The following is a 19109-nucleotide window of genomic DNA, read 5'->3' on the forward strand; positions in this document are numbered from 1 at the left end:
CCTGCCTGCCCTCGAACATCTCGATCGCGGCCAGCAGCGCGTCCTCCCCGCCGTCCTGGTGCAGCGCGGTCCGCGCGATCGCGACCACGTCCTCGCGCAGGCGGACGCCGCGCAGGTCGACCGGGCGGGCGAGCAGGTCCCCCAGCACCGCCGCGAAGTGCCCCCGGCCCCCCGGGTCCTCCATGCACGGCAGTTCGGCCATCGCGTCGGCCAGCACGGCCAGCCGGGCCAGCGGGTCCCGGGGACGTGCGTCCGTCCCGGGCCCGGCGGGCTCCGGCACGCGGACGGACGTCGGCTCGGGTACGGGTGCCGGTGCGGGTGCGTGGCGAGTGGTGGTGGCGGGCGACGGCTGCGGAAGGGGGTGCTCGTGGTCCTCACCGCGTCGCGGCACGGCCGGCCGGACCGACCGCGCCACCACGATCCGGTACTCCAGCTCGGCCCACATCTGCGGGCGCTGCCGGACGCGGGACTCCTGCAGCTCCTCGTACACGTAGTCGTACAGCTCGCCGAGGCCGATCAGGCCGTCTCCGTCGCGGTCCGCCCTGCCGGTGCGCAGCCCTTCGATCAGGGCTCCGGTGAACTGCGAGGGTTCCGGGTCGAGTTCGGTGACCCTCTCGCCCTCCCAGGCGTACTCGGTGCGGTTGGTCGCGGTGATCACCGCCCGGCCGTGCCCGGCCAGGTCGTCCCCGATGTGGACGGACGTGTCGCCCTTGCTGGCGGCCAGGAAGGCGCCGCTGTAGCAGCAGTCGAGGAGCAGCACGACGGAACGGGCCCGGCACTGGCGCATCTGGCGCTGCACGAACTGGGCGGGGACGGAGGTGGAGGCGAGCAGCCGACGGTCGGTGTCCCTGGCGGCGAAGTGCAGTTCGCCGTTGTCGTTCTTCAGGCCGTGGCAGGAGATGTGCAGCAGGAGCAGGTCGTCCCTGCGGCGGTCGAGGAAGAACTGCTCGACCGCCTGGGTGACCTGGTGGTGGGCGCCGTCGACGACCATGTCCACCTCGAAGTCGCCGATCCGTGGGTCCCGCAGCACCTGAGCCAGTTCCCGGGCGTCCCTGGCGGGCGAACGCAGCCGGCTGAGGGCCTGGTTGTCGTAGGTGCCCGTCGCGACGAGCAGCGCGTAACGGCCTGCGGACACGGTCGTACGTCCCTCAGTGCGCCGGATCCGGCTGCGGCGGGTCGTCCGCCTCCGGGCCGTGCGCGGCGAGGAAGGCGTCGATCAGGCGCTGCTGGTCGGCGGCGGAGACGGCCTCCAGTTCCAGGCTGTCCTCGCCGAGGGTGAGGGCGACGGTGCGCACCGGGCGGTTTTCGATCCAGGTACGCACCAGGTCCAGCACCGAGCGCAGCGCGATGGGGGCGAGGGTCACGGCGAGGGCGCCGACGGCGATCGCGTCCACCGGTTTCGCGCCGTCGGGGACGTCCTCGGAACGGACGGGTTCGACGTCGTCCACGTCCAGTTCGAGCAGCCGCTCGCGCAACCGCAGGGTCAGCTCGTCGAGTTCTTCCTGGTCGCCGTCCCGCTGTCCGGTCAGGACGAGACGCATGCGCTGTGTACCGCGGCTCACCGCCACCCCCGTCACCTCGTGGTGCCCCAGCGTACAACGGGGACAACGGCGAGGGCCGCACCCCCGTCGCCGGGGATGCGGCCCTGAACTGCCCTGCCGTACCGCTTACTTGCGGATCAGGCTGCGCAGCACGTACTGCATGATGCCGCCGTTGCGGTAGTAGTCCGCCTCGCCGGGGGTGTCGATGCGGACGACCGCGTCGAACTCGACGCCGGTGTCGGTGGTGACCTTCACCGTGCGCGGGGTGGTGCCGTTGTTCAGCTCGGTCACGCCGGAGACGGAGAAGGTCTCCTCGCCGGTCAGGCCGAGGGAGTCGGCGGACTGGCCCTCCGGGAACTGCAGCGGCAGGACGCCCATGCCGATGAGGTTCGAGCGGTGGATGCGCTCGTAGGACTCGGCGATGACGGCCTTGACGCCGAGGAGCGCGGTGCCCTTGGCCGCCCAGTCGCGGGACGAGCCGGAGCCGTACTCCTTGCCGGCCAGGACGACCAGCGGGGTGCCGGCGGCCTGGTAGTTCTGCGAGGCGTCGTAGATGAAGGAGACCGGGCCGCCCTCCTGCGTGAAGTCACGCGTGTAGCCGCCCTCGGTGCCCGGCGCGATCTGGTTGCGCAGGCGGATGTTGGCGAACGTACCGCGGATCATGACCTCGTGGTTGCCGCGGCGGGAGCCGTAGCTGTTGAAGTCGCGGCGCTCGACGCCGTGCTCCGTGAGGTACTTGCCGGCCGGGGTGTCGGCCTTGATGGCGCCGGCCGGGGAGATGTGGTCGGTGGTGACCGAGTCGCCCAGCTTGGCCAGGACGCGGGCGCCGGCGATGTCCTCGACCGGGGCCGGCTCCATCTGCATGCCCTCGAAGTACGGGGGCTTGCGGACGTAGGTGGACTCGGCGTCCCACTCGAAGGTGTTGCCGGTGGGGATCGGCAGCGCCTGCCACTGGGCGTCGCCGGCGAAGACGTCGCTGTAGGACTTGGAGAACATGTCCTCGCCGATGGCGTTGGCGACGACCTCGTTGACCTCGGCCTCGGTCGGCCAGATGTCCTTCAGGTAGACCGGGTTGCCGTCCTGGTCGGCGCCCAGGGCCTCCTTGGTGATGTCCACCTTCATGGAGCCGGCGATCGCGTAGGCGACGACCAGCGGCGGGGACGCCAGGTAGTTCATCTTGACGTCGGGGTTGATCCGGCCCTCGAAGTTGCGGTTGCCGGAGAGGACCGAGGTGACGGCGAGGTCGTGGTCGTTGACGGCCTTGGAGACCTCCTCCGGCAGCGGGCCGGAGTTGCCGATGCAGGTGGTGCAGCCGTAGCCGACGAGGTTGAAGCCGACCTTGTCGAGGTACGGGGTCAGGCCCGCCTTCTCGAAGTAGTCGGTGACGACCTTGGAGCCCGGGGCGAGGGTGGTCTTGACCCACGGCTTGCGGGTCAGGCCCTTCTCGACCGCCTTCTTGGCCACCAGGGCGGCGGCGACCATGACGTACGGGTTGGAGGTGTTGGTGCAGGAGGTGATGGCCGCGACTGTCACCGCACCGTGGTCCAGCTCGTAGGTCGTGCCGTCGGGGGCGGTGACCGGGACCGGGTTGCTCGGGGCGCCGTTGGAGACGGCCGGGGAGTCGGAGGCCGGGAAGGACTCCTGGCCGGCCTCGTCCACGCTGTCCACGTAGTTGCGGACGTCCTGCTTGAACTGCTCGGCGGCGTTCGCCAGGACGATGCGGTCCTGCGGGCGCTTCGGGCCGGCGATGGACGGCACGACGGTGGACAGGTCCAGCTCGAGCTTCTCGGAGAAGTCCGGCTCGGCCTTCGGGTCCAGCCAGAGGCCCTGCTCCTTGGCGTACGCCTCGACCAGCGCGACCTGCTGGTCGCTGCGGCCGGTCAGGCGCATGTAGTTCAGGGTCTCGTCGTCGATCGGGAAGATCGCGGCGGTGGAGCCGAACTCCGGCGACATGTTGCCGATGGTGGCGCGGTTGGCGAGGCTCGTGGCCGCCACACCCTCGCCGTAGAACTCCACGAACTTGCCGACGACGCCGTGCTTGCGCAGCATCTCGGTGATGGTGAGCACCAGGTCGGTGGCGGTGGTGCCGGGCTGCAGCTCGCCGGTGAGCTTGAAGCCGACGACGCGCGGGATCAGCATGGAGACCGGCTGGCCGAGCATGGCGGCCTCGGCCTCGATGCCGCCGACGCCCCAGCCGAGGACGCCGAGGCCGTTGACCATGGTGGTGTGCGAGTCGGTGCCGACCAGGGTGTCCGGGTAGGCCTTGCCGTCGCGGACCATGACGACGCGGGCCAGGTGCTCGATGTTCACCTGGTGGACGATGCCGGTGCCGGGCGGGACGACCTTGAACTCGTCGAACGCGGTCTGGCCCCAGCGCAGGAACTGGTAGCGCTCCTTGTTGCGGCCGTACTCGAGGTCGACGTTCTGCTTGAAGGCGTCGTTGGTGCCGAACTTGTCGGCGATGACGGAGTGGTCGATGACCAGCTCGGCCGGGGCCAGCGGGTTGATCTTCGCCGGGTCGCCGCCGAGCTCCTTCACGGCCTCACGCATGGTGGCGAGGTCCACGACACAGGGCACGCCGGTGAAGTCCTGCATGATCACTCGGGCGGGCGTGAACTGGATCTCCTGCGACGGCTGGGCCTGCGAGTCCCAGCCGCCGAGGGCGCGAATGTGGTCGGCGGTGATGTTGGCGCCGTCCTCGGTGCGGAGCAGGTTCTCCAGCAGCACCTTCAGGCTGTAGGGAAGGCGCGCGGAGCCCTCGACCTTGTCCAGCCGGAAGATCTCGTACGACTCGTCGCCCACCTGCAGCGTGCTGCGGGCGTCGAAGCTGTTCGCCGACACGACAGTCTCCTTCATTGATGTGCGCGTACCACCGCATCCTGCCGCCACGCCGCCCTGGCCGATCCGCTAAGGTAAGGCTAAGTTAGGTATCCCTTACCAGGGTGGCGGCTGCGGTGCGCCTCGGCAGATATCTCGATGTCGAGATAACTCTAGTACACGGGGGCCGAATGGTCATGCCGGGACCCCGCCACTTCTTCCCGCGCCTCTGTCCGTTTTCCACCGAACCCGTGGCTGGGACGAGTGAGCGATGACTTCCGGCGGTGGATCCGGTCCATCCCGTATGACCCGAATCATCGCTGACATCTCGGTTTCCCTCGACGGCTTCGTCACCGGGCCCGACCCCGGCCTGGACAACGGTCTGGGCACCGGCGGCGACGCCCTGCACACCTGGGCGTTCTCCGACGACCCCGACGACCGCCGGATCGTGCGCGAGGCGACCGACCGCTCGGGCGCCGTGGTGCTCGGCCGCCACCTCTTCGACGTGGTCGACGGCCCGAACGGCTGGGACGACACCGTCGGCTACGGCGCGGGCGAGGTCGGCAAGCCCCCGTTCGTCGTCGTGACGAGCTCGCCGCCCACGTCGGTGCGGCTCACCGACCTCGACTGGACGTTCGTCACCACCGGCCTGCCCGACGCGGTCGCCGCCGCGCGCGAGCGCGCCGAGGCGGCGTCGGCGAGCAGCGGCAAGGACCTCGACGTCGTCCTCATGGGCGGCGGCGCCACCGTCGGCTCGGCGCTCGAGGCAGGACTGGTCGACGTACTGAGCCTGCACCTCGCGCCCGTCGTACTCGGCGCCGGGACGCCACTGTTCACCGGCGGAAAGCCGCGCACGCTGGTACAGCGGACCGTCACCCCGACATCCACCGCGACGCACCTGACCTACGAGATCCACTGAGGAGGCCGGTTACGGAACGCCACCGAGAAGCCGACGGCACCCCGCGGGGTGCCGTTCTTCACGTTCCATCCTCGCTCCACCCTCGCCCCCACCCTCGTTCCACCCGAGCAGCAGTCACGACAGGATGCCGTCACAACAGCGCCCATCCGCGCCCGCGGACGCGGCCGCACACCCATCGCACGACCACACGTCATATGACATAGACCGGTTTGTCCCGACCCGCCATTCACGCCCGGATACATCACACCCCCACACAGAGGGCACACTGACACCCCATCACCCGAACGGACCCCCCGAGAGGTGCCATCTCATATCTGAGATAGCCTCAACCCCATGGCAGACGACTACCTCGTACGCATCGGCAAGCTCATCCGTGACGCCCGGCAGCACCGCGGATGGACACAGTCGCAGCTCGCCGAGGCGCTGGGCACCAGCCAGAGCGCCGTCAACCGCATCGAGCGCGGCAACCAGAACATCAGCCTTGAGATGATCGCCCGCATAGGAGAAGCCCTCGACAGCGAAATCGTCTCCCTCGGCTACGCCGGACCGATGCACCTGCGCGTGGTGGGCGGCCGCCGCCTCTCCGGCGCCATCGACGTCAAGACCAGCAAGAACGCCTGCGTCGCACTGTTGTGCGCCTCGCTGCTCAACAAGGGGCGCACGGTGCTGCGCCGCGTGGCCCGCATCGAGGAGGTGTACCGCCTCCTGGAGGTGCTGAACTCCATCGGCGTGCGCACCCGGTGGATCAACGAGGGCGTCGACCTGGAGATCGTGCCCCCGGCCGAGCTGGACCTCGCGTCCATCGACGCGGAGGCCGCCCGCCGCACCCGCTCCATCATCATGTTCCTCGGCCCGCTGCTGCACCGCCTGGACCGCTTCATGCTGCCCTACGCCGGCGGCTGCGACCTCGGCACCCGCACCGTCGAGCCGCACATGATCGCGCTGCGCCGGTTCGGCCTGGACATCGCCGCGACCGAGGGCCAGTACCACGCGGTGGTCGACCGCTCCGTCGCCCCGGACCGCCCGATCGTGCTGACCGAGCGCGGGGACACCGTCACCGAGAACGCCCTGCTCGCCGCCGCCCGCCACGACGGCACCACCGTCATCCGCAATGCCTCCTCCAACTACATGGTCCAGGACCTGTGCTTCTTCCTGGAGGCCCTGGGCGTCAAGGTCGACGGCATCGGCACCACCACGCTCACCGTGCACGGCGTGCCCACCATCGACGCCGACGTGGACTACTCTCCCTCCGAGGACCCGGTCGAGGCGATGAGCCTGGTGGCCGCCGCCGTCGTCACCGAGTCGGAACTGACGGTGCGTCGCGTGCCGATCGAGTTCCTGGAGATCGAGCTGGCGGTCCTGGAGGAGATGGGCCTCGACCACGACCGCTCCCCCGAGTACTTCGCCGACAACGGCCGTACCCGCCTGGTGGACCTGACCGTCCGGCCCTCCAAGCTGGAGGCGCCCATCGACAAGATCCACCCCATGCCGTTCCCCGGCCTGAACATCGACAACGTGCCGTTCTTCGCGGCGATCGCGGCGGTGGCCCAGGGCAAGACCCTCATCCACGACTGGGTCTACGACAACCGCGCGATCTACCTGACCGACCTCAACCGCCTCGGCGGACGCCTGCAGTTGCTCGACCCGCACCGCGTCCTGGTCGAGGGCCCGACCCGCTGGCGCGCCGCCGAGATGATGTGCCCGCCGGCCCTGCGCCCCGCGGTGGTCGTGCTGCTGGCGATGATGGCGGCGGAGGGCACGTCCGTACTGCGCAACGTGTACGTCATCAACCGCGGTTACGAGGACCTGGCGGAGCGGCTGAACTCGATCGGGGCGCAGATCGAGATCTTCCGGGACATCTGACGCGACGGTGCCGCCGCACCCTGCCCGGCCTGCTGTCGTGCGGGTCATGGGCGGGTGCGGCGGCACCTGTGGGATCAAGAACCCCGAAGTGTCGACGACGGTTGCTCGATCGGCGGCCTCCAGGGGATGGAGAAGCCGTGACACCATGTTCAGCGGGAGTTCGACGGCGGGGTCGAGCATCGGCTGATCGGTGAGCCGGGGCCGGCCGGCACCGGGGCAGACGGATCTGCTGTTGGAGGACGAGCTGTGTCGACCATTGCGATCGTGGGTGCCGGGCCGCAACTCGGGTTCGCCATCGGTACGAAGTTCGCCGAGAGAGGCGGCTTCGACGTGGCGCTCGTGGCGCGACGTGCATCCCAACTCGAGGCCATGGTCGACAGGTTCCGGAGCGCAGGGGTGTCGGCTGCCGCTTTCCCGGCCGATGTCACCGATCGCCAGAACCTCGCGAAGGCGCTGGCGGCCGCGGAGGAACACTTCGGGTCCATCGACGTCCTGGAGTACTCACCCGCCCCGACGCTGTCCGACCTGGCGGACCGGCCGCTCGTCTCCGCGGTCGATCTCACCGTCGAGGCGGTTCTGCCCGAGCTCGAGACCAGCTTCTTCGGCGCGGTCGCCGCGGTTCGCCAGGTGCTTCCCGGCATGATCGACCGTGGTGCCGGCACCGTCATCGGGACGAGCGGTGCCGGATCGGGCCCGATGGTGGTCCCGCAGGTCGCCAACGCGAATGCCGCGAACGCCGCCCTGCGCAACTGGCTCCTCGCGCTGAACGAGTCCGTCGCCGACCGTGGAGTGCACGTCGCGCACGTCGCGCTGGGCGCGATGATCGGGAGCGGCCGGCCGAACTCGGAGCCGGACGTGATCGCCGACCTCTACTGGAAGGCCCACGTCGAGCGCGACGCCCCCGAGATCTTCCACTACGACCTGCCCGAGGACTTCGAGTTCCGGCTCGCCGACAAGTTCAGGGCCGACTGAGTCCGGTTCGGGCACTCACCACGTCGCGGTACCCCCTCCCGGTGGCATGGACGTCGTGCCGGGCATCGGTGGGGTCGTACCGGGCACCACCGGCTCCGGCTCGCCGCCTGCCCCCGTCACCCCCGGAGTCGTCCGCGACCGCGATGCGCGAGGCGTCCAGGGTGTGGTTCGAGCCTTCGAGGACGACGCGCTGGGCGACGGCGCGGTTTCTGCTCGATGGCGGCGGGACGGCGGACCTCGGGAGGCCGCACCCCTGCCTGTGTCGCGCGAAACGCGGGTGGGAGGGGTGCGGCGGCACCGTCGGCAGTCCTGAGGGTCTCAGGGCCGGAACCGGGGTTCGAGGCGCTCTCGTCCGACGAGTCGGCCTCCGCGGCCTCGGCCGAGGCCGGCCACCGGGTGCGGCAAGCCCGGCTGTCAGCGCTCCCGTTCGGTCCAGTACTTGCCGAACAGTGTCGGTTCGTCAGGGACTCGTGCGGGGATCGGGCGGGATATCAGCGTGTAGTTGAGGAAGTGACGCCATGTGATGTTGCCCGAGGTGCTGGATCCGCCCCAACTGCCGCTGGAGAGCGTCGTGGTGAAGGGCACCCCGCTCTCGAAGCTTCCGGTGTTGGTCATGGTCGACTGGTTCACCACCACCCGGCAGGTGCTCACCGCCTCCGCAAGCTCCGCCACCCGGTCCGACCGGTTGCTGTGGATGCCGCAGCTGTGGCCGCGGCCGCAGCGATCCGCCAGGAGCTGTACGAGTTCCACGGCCTGGCGGAAGTCGTCGAAGACGGACAGGGTCAGCACCGGTGCGATCTTCTCCCGGAGAACCGGATCGTCCTTTCCGGGATCCTCGGCCGCGAGGACCAGCAGCGCCGTCTTCTCCGGCTGCTCGACGGGGATTCCGGCCAGTTCCGCGAGGTCGGATGCCGGTCGGCCTATCGCTTCCCGGTTCAGTGCCACGCCGTCGGGCCAGAGCAGAGCACGTAGGCGAGCGGTCTCCTCCACGGTGCACAGGTGGGCGCCCCGGCGGACGAGTTCGGCGGAGAACCGGCAGCGATCGATGCGTGGACGAGTACGTTGCTCTCCGACGAGCACGAGGTGCCGTTGTTGTAGCTCGCTCCCGTCAGGATCTTCTCGGACGCGTCCGTCAGGTCAGCGGTCTCGTCCACGACGACGGTGGGGTTCCCCACCCCCGCGCCGATGGTCGGGGTGCCGCTTTCGTAGGCGCGCCGCACCGTTCACACACCGCCGATGGCGACGACGTAGTCCGCGGCGGCCATCAGTTCGCTGCTCGCCGCCCGGCCCGTGGTCTCCAGGCACTGGACGAGATCCGGCGGTGCGCCGACCTCGGCGAGTGCCGCCCGGATGATGCGGATCGTTTCCCCGGCCGTGCCGGCCGCTCGCGGGTTGGGGCTGAAGACCGCCGCATTGCGCGTCTTGAGCATGGGCAGCACATTGCAGATGATTCCGGGCGCGGGAGCGGTGGCGGGCGTCGCCACGGCGATGACTCCCAACGGCTTGGCGAGCTTGCGCAGGCCCAGTTCCGGCAGATCCTCCACGACTCCTACGGTGGTCTCACCGTGCAGGTCACGGAGTATTCCCAGAACCCGTCGTCGCTGCAGGGCATAAAGGTGCTCCGGATTTCCGAGAGACGTCTCGGAATGGCTGAGCAGAGCGAGTCGCCGGGCGTTTTCCTCCCGGTAGCACTGCCAACCGACCGCAGTCACGATCTCATCGACCCGCTCCTGGGTCCACGACGCTGCTTCCTGCTGGGCGAGGCGAGCACGGTGTATCGCCGCGTCCACGGTTTCAGTGATCATGTTCCCCCTTGTGTTCACCGGTCCTCGTCCACGAGTCCGGTTTCGTAGGCGATGATCGCCGCCTGCACGCGGTTGCGCACTCCGAGCCCGGTGAGAATGGAGCTCACATAACTCTTCACGGTGCCCTCCACCACATGCAGGCGCTTGGCGATCTCGGCATTGGACAGCCCCCTGCCGAGGAAGGCGAGCACCTCCCGCTCCCGTTCGGTCAGCCCTTCGAGGCGCCCGCGCGATTCGGAGCTGCGCACCATGCGCTGCCCGGCCGAACCGCGGTTGAGTTCCGCGATGATCCGCGTGGCCACCTTGGCCGAGAGGTAGGCGGCGCCCCTGGACGCCGCATGCACGCCCGTCAGCAGTTCACGGGGGTCACCGGACTTGAGCATGAAGCCACTGGCTCCGTCACCGAGGGCACGGGCGACGTATTCGTCCTCGGAGAAGGTGGTGAGGACGAGCACGGAGGTGTCCGGGACACGGCGCTTGATCTCAGCCGTTGCGGCGAGCCCGTCCATCACCGGCATGCGGATGTCCATGAGCACCACGTCCGGGCGGTGCTTCGTCGTCAGGTCGACAGCTTCGGAGCCGTTCACTGCTTCCGCGACGACCTCGATCTCCGGATCGGCGGCCAGAATGGCCCGCACACCGGCGCGAATCATCGGCTCGTCGTCGGCAAGGATGAGTCGAATTGCAGGAATTGCCTTCTCCTGTTCTGTCGTGAAACTGTCGGCGGCTTGTCGCGACAGTCGCTTCAGTCGTGGTCCACGGGTGCCCGGGACTCCGCGGTGATGACGCTCTTCGCCACCAGTCGTCCGTCGTCGAAACAAAGCCGGTAGACGTCCACCCGGACGAAAAGGGCCTCGCTCGCGCGATAGTAGCGACAGGTGGTTCCCGCGGGTTCGGGTTGATACTCGTTCGGCGGATCGCTCATTTCGTTGTCGGGCAGCAGGCGCGCGACCTTGGACGTGCTGTCCCCGATCCGGAGTTGGGCGTAGTACTTGGGAGCGAGCGCGGACGTCGTCGACAGGTACGCGTAGTACCCGAGCATGCCGATGGTGAGGCAGGCGAACAGCCCGAGCGGGAGGAAGACCACGGTGATGAAGCGGCGCCGCAGGCGTGTGGTGGCCTGGGCGAGGCCACTGGACGTCGAGTCCGCCCACGGGTCCACCGGAGGCGGGCTTCCGGCGTTCCTGATGGTCGTGGGGGTACGGGGCAGGCGCGCGACGACCTCGAAGCCGCCGTCGGGCAGCGCGGCCGCGTGGAACTCACCGCCCGCGAGCCGCGTCCGTTCCTCCAGCCCGATCAGCCCTCGCCGCCCTTGCGGACGGCCCTGCGGCGGCAGCTCCGGCGGAGCCCCGTTGCGTACGGTCACACACACTTCCGTGGCCGTGTAGGCGAGCGTGACGTTCACTTTCGCCCGGGGGGCGTGTTTCACGGCGTTCGTCAACGACTCCTGCACCACCCGGGACACGGCCTTGTCGGTCATGTTCGGCAGGGTCCCGACATCGCCCGTGCGCTCCAGTTCGACGGGCACCCCTGACTTGCGGGCCCGGTCGACGAGAACGTCGACGTCGGCGTGTGACGGGTCCATGGGGGCGGGCGCGTCGTCCTCGCGCAGTACGCCGATGATGTCCCGCAGGCGTTCCATCGCGTTGGCCGCGCTGGCGCGCAGCTCGCCCGCCGCGTCGCGGAACTGCTCGTCGGTGTTCGGGGCGATCTGGAGGGCTCCGGCGCGCAGCGCTATCAGGCTCAGCTCGTGGCCGAGGGAGTCGTGCATGTCCTCGGCGATCCGGGTGCGTTCTCGCAGCCTGGCCTGTTCCACGCTGATGCGCTGCTGCAGTTCCAGCTGGCGGGCGTGTTCCCAGCCGGCGTGCTGCAGTTCGTGCCGCTGGCGGTTGTACCGGCCCACCAGCCACGGCAGCAGGCAGGCGAAGATCAGGACGGTCACGAGGACGAACCACATCGGCATGGTCAGGCCGGCGACGGCCATGGCGGCCGTCCCGGCGAAGGCCACCAGCCCCAGCGCCCCGAGCACCGCCTGCGGGTTCACCGGCAGGCGCCCCACGGTGAAGCTCGTGATGAACACCGGCAGGAGGTACGGCGACACGACGATGGCGCCGACGTCGTTGTGGGACACCCCGCTGACCCACCACAGGGCCACGCACAGGGCGAAGGAGATCAGGGGCAGCGCGCGGTGCAGCGCCACGGCGACGGCGATGACGACGGCGCCGACGAGAATGCGCCACATCCGGGTCGCGTCGGAGAACGGTCCGGGGACGAGCAGCACGGCAGGAAGGTTGAGTCCCGCCCAGACGAGGAACGCGATCAGTGGCCAGCGCTTGGGCCGCGGGGGCCGTTCCGACGGGGGAATTGCGCAAACGAGTCGGGCAAGGCCAGTGATCATGGTTGTCACAGCGTCAGAGTAGTCAGCGGCCACGGGCTGCGGTACTGACGAAAGTCTACGAAGAATTGTGTTGCCGAAGCGGTTCTGTCGGCCTCGCGAATGAGGAAAGGGCGTTGTGCACCGAGCGGGGGTTCCCGGCGCACAACGCCCTCGCGCTCCGGCTCGTCACCGGAACGCGCTCAGGGGGGTCAGCGGTACGTGGAGTGGCGCGCGTGCTGCGGAGCGCGGGCCGGCGGTGCGTACGGCGAGGCACCCAGGACGAGAGCGAGTGGGCGTTGCTGCCGGAGCCTGGTGACGGCCCGGGTGCCCGGGGTCCTCAGGGCGAGCAGGAGGAGGGGGGCCAGCAGAACGCCGAGCAGGTATCCGGCCGCGACGTCGTGCAGGTAGTGCACGCCGACGTAGACCCGGCTGAATGCGACGACGGCGGCGAGGGGAAGGGCGAGCAGGCCGATCACGCGCCAGGTGACGAACAGCGTGGCGGCGGCTGCGGCGGCGATGACCGAGTGGTTGCTGGGGAATGACCAGTCACCCGGTTCGGGGCACTCGGCGATCACCGTCACGTTCGTGACGTCCCGGCAGGGGCGCTCCTCCCGTACGAGCAGCTTGATGCCCTCGCTCAGGATGTAGACGACGGCGACCGCGGCCGGAGCGAGCAGGGCGAGCGCCATGGAACGGTCGTCCCGCCTGCGCGCCCGCCACCACTGGAACAGCAGCAGCGCGACGAAGACGAGAATGCCGCCTTCGGTGCCGATCTCACCCAGCTTCTGCATCCAGCCCGGTGTGGAGTCGGCCCATTCCGTGATGTCCCGGTAGACGCCGGCACCATTGCTGTCCGCCGCGACGTAATCGCCGTACGGTTCGGTCAGCCCCTGCAGGGTGATCATCGATGTGCTCCCAGCCTCATCAGCTTTCTTCCTCACCAGAACGTAAGGCCCGATCAGGCGGCGGCACATTGCACGAAGGCAATCAATGAACCCTTACTTTAGTCAGGACTTCGGACGGGACCTTCGACAATCTCCCGGTGCTTCTTGTTGAATCGCTCAGGACGCCGAACCGTCAGGAGGACCATGTCCGAGCACTCGAATGCACCCGAAACCGAGCGTGCCCCGGCCGATGCCGTCCGCCGTTACTACCGTCTCGTGGACGACGGTGACGTCGGTGGCCTGATCCAGCTGTTCGAGCCCACCGCCGAGTACCACCGCCCCGGCTACGACAAGCTCACCGGCCATGACGAGCTGGAGCGCTTCTATCGCGAGGAACGGGTGATAGAAAGCGGACGGCACACGATACGCGGGCTCGTCACCGCGGACCGCGAGGTGGCCGTCCAGGGAAAGTTCCGCGGAATTCTGCGGGATGGCCGGAAAGCGTCTGTCGAATTCGCGGACTTCTTCACCGTGACACCCGCCGGGAGGTTCTCCCGGCGGAAGACATTCTTCTACACACCGCTGGTCTGAGGATTTCCGGGGGACACGATGACTGAAACCAGCGGGGGATCCCCGGAGCGAACGCAGTTCGGTGAGTCCTTCACCGCCCACATGGTCACGTCCGTATGGACGGCCCACGAGGGCTGGTCGCCGCTGCGGCTGGGGCCGCACGCCGCGCTGTCCCTGTCACCGGCCGCCGTCGGTCTGCACTACGGCCAGGCCGTGTTCGAGGGGCTCAAGGCGCACAGAGGGGCCGACGGGACGGTCGGTGTGTTCCGGCCGGAGGACCACGCGGCGCGCATGGCCGATTCCGCCCGGCGCCTGTCCATGCCGCCGGTGCCCGGCGACATGTTCCTGCGGGCCGTCGACCTCCTGGTCGCCGCCGACCAGGACGCCCTGCCGAGCGACCCGGGGCTGAGCCTGTACCTGCGTCCGCTGCTGTTCGCCAGCGAGGCCAACCTCGCACTGCGGCCCGCCCGGGAGTACACCTTCGTCCTGATCGCCTTCGTCACCGGCGGCTTCTTCGCGGACGGGCCCGAACCGGTGCCCGTCTGGGTCAGCTCGCGCTACACCCGGGCGACACCCGGCGGGACGGGTGGCGTGAAGTTCGCCGGCAATTACGCGCCGACCTACCTGGCGCAGGAGGAGGCGCTGCGGGCGGGCTGCCGGCAGGTGGTCTGGCTCGACTCCCAGGAACGGCGGTGGGTGGAGGAGTTGGGCGGGATGAACCTGTTCTTCGTGCGGGGCAGTGGTTCCGGCGCCCATGTGGTGACGCCACCGCTCGGCGGCACGCTGCTGCCGGGCGTCACGCGGGACTCGCTGCTCCGGCTGGCGGCGCGGCTCGGCTACGAGCCCCGGGAGGAGCGCATCGCGGTCGACCAGTGGCGGGACGAGTGCGCGGCGGGCACGATCACCGAGACCTTCGCGTCCGGTACGGCGGCCGTGGTCACGCCGGTGGGGACGGTGCGGTACGGCGAGGAGGAGTGGAAGGTGGGGACCGGCGGCGCGGGCCCGGTGACCCTCGCGCTGCGGGACGCCCTGATCGACGCGCAGACGGGCGGCTCGCGGTCCCCGGAGGGCTGGGTCAGGACGGTCGCGCCCCGGCGGTGAGACACACGTGTGGGGCCGCCGTCCAGGGACGGCGGCCACCTGCACGTGCGTCGGTCAGCCGGACATGGCGACCAGGACCCGCCGATCGCCGGTGAAGGGCCGTCGGCCATGGCCGACGGCCACGTTGTCCACCACCATCAGGTCGCCCTGGCGCCCTAAAGCTCCCCCGAGAATGCCACAGGGGCAGTCCCGCCACCGGCCGGTACTGCCCACGGGAGCGTAGGTTGATCTCCTGAGGCGCGTCAAGGAAATTCGGCCGCCCCGGAAAACACCTCGACCGTCAACCAACTTTCGTAATTCATCGACCCAACGAAAGTAATGGATTACGCTGTGCGCACACCCCTCGGACCCGCTTTGTGTCCTGGTCGAGGCGGCCGGCGTACATCTGTTCACCTGACGGTCCCCGCCGCGGCTCCGCGGACGGCCGCAACGACGGCCGCGTGCCGTCAACGCACCGTCGTCCCCCGTCGATTGACCGGGTCACGCTGCACACAAGTCTAGGGACGCACCACCCTTTGCACGTAATGTGAGGCGGCATGGGGGAACTGCGTGCGGACTGGAGGCTCAGGCTGCGGCGCGAGGACGCGCACGGCCCTGTCTGCGGTGCCGGCGTGCTCGTCGACCAGTACACCGCGCTGACGTGTGCGCACGTGGTGCGCCGTCCCGACGCCGTCATGTGGCTGGAGTTCGCCGAGAACAGCGCGCTCGAACCGGTCTCCGCCCGCGTCCTGCCCGGCGGCTGGCTGCCGGAGCGCGCGGACGGCGAGGACGTCGCCGTGCTGCGCCTGGACAGCCCGCGCCCGCAGGCCCGCCGTGCCCTGCTGGATCCCGGCCTGTGGGGCGGCATGGAGGTGTACACCACCGGCTACGCGGAGGGCTTCGACGGCGGCGTGAGCCTGTGGGGGCGCATCGGCGGCGTCAGCGGTGAGCGGGTGCAGCTCGACGCCGTCATCGAGTCGGAGGCGGTGCGGGCCGGTTTCGGCGGCGCCGCGGTGTGCACCCGGCCCCGGGAGGGGTCCCCCGTGCGGGTGGTCGGCCTCGTCGTCAGCCGGCGTGGCGATCCGGTCGCGGTGCTGCCCGACGACAAGCGGCTCTCCTTCTCGTACCTGGTCCCGGTCGAGCGCATCGCGGAACTCTCGCCCGTCGTCAAGGAGTTGATCGGACCGCACGCCTGGGACCACGGCTTCGAGGAGCGGCTGCACCGCTGGTTCGACGACCCGGACGAGGACCCGGTGAAGATCACCGTGGTGCCGCCGGGCAGCGGCAAGGACCGCTCGCTGCGGCAGCTGACGCACCGCGCCCACGTCGTCCACCGCGGCGGAGCCAGCAGGCCGGACCTCATCGACCACGCGCTGGGCCGGATCGCCTTCCCGGCCAGTGAGTACCTGGCGTACTGGGACTGGCTGCGCGGCGCCAAGCCCCGGCCCGCGCGGGCGGCCGACTGCGCGCCCGGCCGGCCCGTCACCGTCCTCGTCGACGGTCTCGACGAGGAGCCCCGGCCGGGCGCACTGATCGACATCCTGGCCCGGCTGCGGGTGCTCGGCTTCCGGCTGCTGCTCGTGTTCCGCCAGGAGGGCGGCCTCGGCTGGACCGCGTCCCGCGACCGCCTGCTGCAGCCCGCCCTCCTGGCCCACGCGGACCTGCTGCTCGAGCGTCTGCAGCGCGCGGAGTTCAGCCAGGCGATCCGCCGCGGACTCGTCGACAGCGCCTCCCTCGACTCCGTCACCGAGACCGCCGACCGGCACCGGGCCGTGCGCCGCCTGATCGACGACGTACGCGACCCGCAGCAGCAACTCACCCGGCTGCGCGCACTGATCAAGGACCTGCGCGCCGATCTGAGCCGCCATGGTTTACGGTGACGCGCCGCTCCGCCCGCCCGGGGCGGGGCCGGAGGACCCCGCGAGCAGGACGGTCTGCCCGCACCGGCACTTCACCGGTGCCCGCTGCGGCGGCACGCTGCTGCCCACCGGCCACTGCGCGGTGTGCGGCCGCGCGCGGAACGGCCCCGGGCTGCCCGCGCTGCCCGAGGACCCGCGGGAACTCGGGCCCCGCGAACTGCTGTCGCTGCCCGAGCGGGAGCCGCGTGCCGCCGAGGAACGCCTCATCGATCCCCGGATGCCGTTGCGGATCCGCATGAGCTGCTCGTCCGAGGACTGCGGCATCACCTTCGCCCCGCCGTACACCGAGGGTCCGGTGCCGCTCGAGGGCTACTGCCCGGCCTGCGGCCTGCGCTATTCGTACCGGCCGGAACTCGCCGAGGGCGACGTGCTGCGCGACCAGTACCGGATCCTGGGTCCCATCGCGCACGGCGGCCAGGGCTGGGTCTACCTCGCCGAGGACACCCATCTCGGTGAGGTCGTCGCCGTCAAGGGCCTGCTCAACCGCTACGAGCACGACGGCGCCCGGCTGGCCGACGTCGAACGCCGCAACCTCGTCGCCATCCGCCATCCCCGCATCGTCCAGATCCGCGACTTCGTCGCCCGGAGCGACGACACCGGTCAGGTCACGGGCGGGTACATCGTCATGGACGACGTCGGCGACGGCACCCTGGTGAAGGTCGTCGAGGAGGTCCGGCGCGCCGAGTACGTCCTCGACATCGAGCACGTCGCGGCGTACGGCTGCCAGATCCTCGAAGCCTTCGCCCATCTGCACGACGGCGGCGAACGGGTCTTCGTGTACGGCGACATGAAGCCGTCCAACGTCGTGCACCACGGGGACGGCGTCAAGGTCATCGACCTCGGCGGCATGCGCGAACAGGGCCGGAGCCAGCCGCCCGCCCACCTCACGGCCGACTACATGGCGCCGGAGACCGGCAGGTCGGGCACGCTCACCGTCGCCCACGACCTGTACACGGTCGGCGTCACCCTGCGGGAACTCGCCCGCTGGGCGGTCGCGGAGGTACCGGGTCTCGGCACCGCCTCCTTCCGGGGCGTCGTCGAGCGCGCCGTGCGGACCGCCCCGGACCGGCGTTTCACCGACGCCCGCGAAATGGCCGGCCAACTGCGCGGCGCCCTGCGGGAGATCCGCGCGCTGCGCGGCAAGAGCGACCCGCCCGAGCCGTCCGACTACTTCCGGCCGTCCACGCAGTTGCTCGGCGCGCGGCTGGGCACGGTGCCGGGCATCGAGCACTGGCTGCACCGGCTCCCCCGCGACCGGTACGAGCCGCCCGTGGCGCCGGCCCTCGACCCCGGCGCGCCCACACCCGCCGAGATCGCCGCCTGCCTGCCGGTGCCGAGGCCGTATCCGGGCGATCCGCAGGCCGCACGGTTCGAGGTGAGCAGCGGCTACGACCCGCTCCGCCTCCTGGCGCAGGAGGGCGCCAAGCCCCGCTCGGTGGAGATCTGCCTGCACAACGTGCGCGTCCTGCTGAGCCGGAACACCCCGCAGGACCTGGACCTGGCCCAGGAGGAACTCGACACGGCCGACTCCGTCCCCGGGCCGCCCGCCGTACGCCGCTGGCGGCTGGAGTGGCACCGCGCCCTGCTCGCGCTGCGCCGGGCCGGCCACCACGGCGACCGGGGACAGGTCGCCGAGGCCCGGGCCCACTTCACCCGAGCCGGCCTGGAACTGCCCGGCGAGTACGCGCCCAAACTGGCCCTGGCCTACTGCACGGAGTGGCTCGGCGACGACACCTCCGAGCCCACGGCCAGGGAACTGTACGAGGCGGTGTTCGCCCGCAATCCCGCACACGGCGGCGCCGCCCTCGGCCTGGCCAGGCTCGCGCTGCGCGCGCACGACCGCCGGGCGGCCATCGACGTGCTCGGCCGGGTCCGGCCGGGCACCCTGGACCACACCGTCGCCCGGATCGCCTCCCTGCGCATCCGCGCGGCCCGGCTGCCCGGAGACGGTGATCCGCTGCCCGCGCCGGCCGAGGTCGACGCGGTGCTGGCCGAACTGCCCGGTCTGGTGGGCCGCAGCCCCGGCGCAGGCGAGCCGAGCCTGTCCGAGGACGAGGCGCTGCGGCTGAGCACCGAACTGCACGAATGGAAACTGGACGCGGTGCACCACCTCAGCGACCGGCACGGCCCGCCGGGCCGGCGTGCCCGGCGGCTCGACGCCCGTGCGCTGCGCCGGCTGAGCGCTCCGGAGCGGATGCTGCGCAAGCAGTTGGAGGAGCTGTACCGGCGGCTGGCGGCCCGCCACCAGGAGCCGTCCGCCGCGCACGAGCATCTGGTGGACCTCATGCACGCGATACGACCCCAGACCGTGTTCTGACCGCACGACCTGGAACACGGCCGTCTCCCGCACGACACGAACGGC

Annotated in this window: 14 protein-coding genes and 1 pseudogene; 7 read left to right on the forward strand and 8 right to left on the reverse strand. The window is 70.3% G+C overall.

The features are described 5' to 3' along the window. The 3 genes from FGW31_RS34945 to acnA all read right to left on the reverse strand — a co-directional run. Positions 1–1135: caspase, EACC1-associated type (locus FGW31_RS34945; RefSeq protein WP_185907420.1), on the reverse strand; the 1135-nt coding region annotated here is incomplete at its 3' end. Between the two features lie 13 nt (positions 1136–1148). Then, on the reverse strand, positions 1149–1562 hold the full coding sequence (locus FGW31_RS06840) for a hypothetical protein (RefSeq protein WP_233288541.1): 414 nt from the start codon (positions 1560–1562) through the stop codon (positions 1149–1151). A gap of 105 nt (positions 1563–1667) precedes the next feature. Then, a complete protein-coding gene (gene acnA, locus FGW31_RS06845; RefSeq protein WP_142192461.1) occupies positions 1668–4382 on the reverse strand; it encodes an aconitate hydratase AcnA in 2715 nt (904 codons plus the stop codon). A gap of 280 nt (positions 4383–4662) precedes the next feature. Between acnA and FGW31_RS06850 the strand changes: the two genes are divergently transcribed. The 3 genes from FGW31_RS06850 to FGW31_RS06860 all read left to right on the forward strand — a co-directional run bounded on the left by FGW31_RS06850 (position 4663) and on the right by FGW31_RS06860 (position 8112). After that, positions 4663–5277, forward strand: coding sequence for a dihydrofolate reductase family protein (locus tag FGW31_RS06850; protein ID WP_142192462.1), 615 nt, complete (start codon positions 4663–4665; stop codon positions 5275–5277). A gap of 333 nt (positions 5278–5610) precedes the next feature. Next, a complete protein-coding gene (locus FGW31_RS06855) occupies positions 5611–7140 on the forward strand; it encodes a helix-turn-helix domain-containing protein (protein ID WP_142192463.1) in 1530 nt (509 codons plus the stop codon). 246 nt (positions 7141–7386) lie between these two features. Then, on the forward strand, positions 7387–8112 hold the full coding sequence (locus FGW31_RS06860; protein ID WP_142192464.1) for an SDR family NAD(P)-dependent oxidoreductase: 726 nt from the start codon (positions 7387–7389) through the stop codon (positions 8110–8112). A gap of 414 nt (positions 8113–8526) precedes the next feature. Here the strand turns inward: FGW31_RS06860 and FGW31_RS35545 are convergent, their stop codons facing one another. The 5 genes and pseudogenes from FGW31_RS35545 to FGW31_RS06880 all read right to left on the reverse strand — a co-directional run bounded on the left by FGW31_RS35545 (position 8527) and on the right by FGW31_RS06880 (position 13199). Beyond that, positions 8527–9102: an aldehyde dehydrogenase family protein gene (locus tag FGW31_RS35545; protein WP_233452423.1), complete on the reverse strand. Its 576-nt coding sequence runs from the start codon at positions 9100–9102 to the stop codon at positions 8527–8529. After that, positions 9048–9917 (reverse strand): annotated as a pseudogene (locus FGW31_RS35550) (aldehyde dehydrogenase family protein). Before FGW31_RS35550 ends, FGW31_RS35545 begins: the two are co-directional and overlap by 55 nt. Before the next feature lie 14 nt (positions 9918–9931). Then, positions 9932–10570: a response regulator gene (locus FGW31_RS06870; RefSeq protein ID WP_142192514.1), complete on the reverse strand. Its 639-nt coding sequence runs from the start codon at positions 10568–10570 to the stop codon at positions 9932–9934. A 92-nt stretch (positions 10571–10662) separates the two neighbouring features. Then, positions 10663–12198, reverse strand: a complete 1536-nt coding sequence (locus tag FGW31_RS06875; RefSeq protein ID WP_142192465.1) for a sensor histidine kinase — start codon at positions 12196–12198, stop codon at positions 10663–10665. A gap of 305 nt (positions 12199–12503) precedes the next feature. After that, entirely contained in the window at positions 12504–13199 is a 696-nt protein-coding gene (locus tag FGW31_RS06880; protein WP_142192466.1) for a phosphatase PAP2 family protein, read from the reverse strand. A 183-nt stretch (positions 13200–13382) separates the two neighbouring features. Between FGW31_RS06880 and FGW31_RS06885 the strand changes: the two genes are divergently transcribed. From FGW31_RS06885 to FGW31_RS06905, 4 genes are all read left to right on the forward strand, one after another. Beyond that, positions 13383–13769, forward strand: a complete 387-nt coding sequence (locus tag FGW31_RS06885; protein WP_142192467.1) for a nuclear transport factor 2 family protein — start codon at positions 13383–13385, stop codon at positions 13767–13769. Between the two features lie 18 nt (positions 13770–13787). After that, entirely contained in the window at positions 13788–14849 is a 1062-nt protein-coding gene (locus tag FGW31_RS06890; protein WP_142192468.1) for a branched-chain amino acid aminotransferase, read from the forward strand. A 536-nt stretch (positions 14850–15385) separates the two neighbouring features. Continuing rightward, the gene (locus FGW31_RS06900; protein WP_142192469.1) at positions 15386–16708 is read left to right on the forward strand and encodes a S1 family peptidase; all 1323 of its coding nucleotides are present in this window, start codon (positions 15386–15388) and stop codon (positions 16706–16708) included. Beyond that, positions 16695–19064 (forward strand): tetratricopeptide repeat protein, encoded by a 2370-nt coding sequence (locus tag FGW31_RS06905; RefSeq protein ID WP_142192470.1) that lies wholly within the window; start codon positions 16695–16697, stop codon positions 19062–19064. The genes FGW31_RS06900 and FGW31_RS06905 overlap by 14 nt, the downstream gene beginning before the upstream one ends. Positions 19065–19109: the final 45 nt, after the last annotated feature.

This window comes from Streptomyces calvus (assembly GCF_006782915.1).
GTDB classification, from domain to species: Bacteria; Actinomycetota; Actinomycetes; order Streptomycetales; family Streptomycetaceae; genus Streptomyces; species Streptomyces calvus.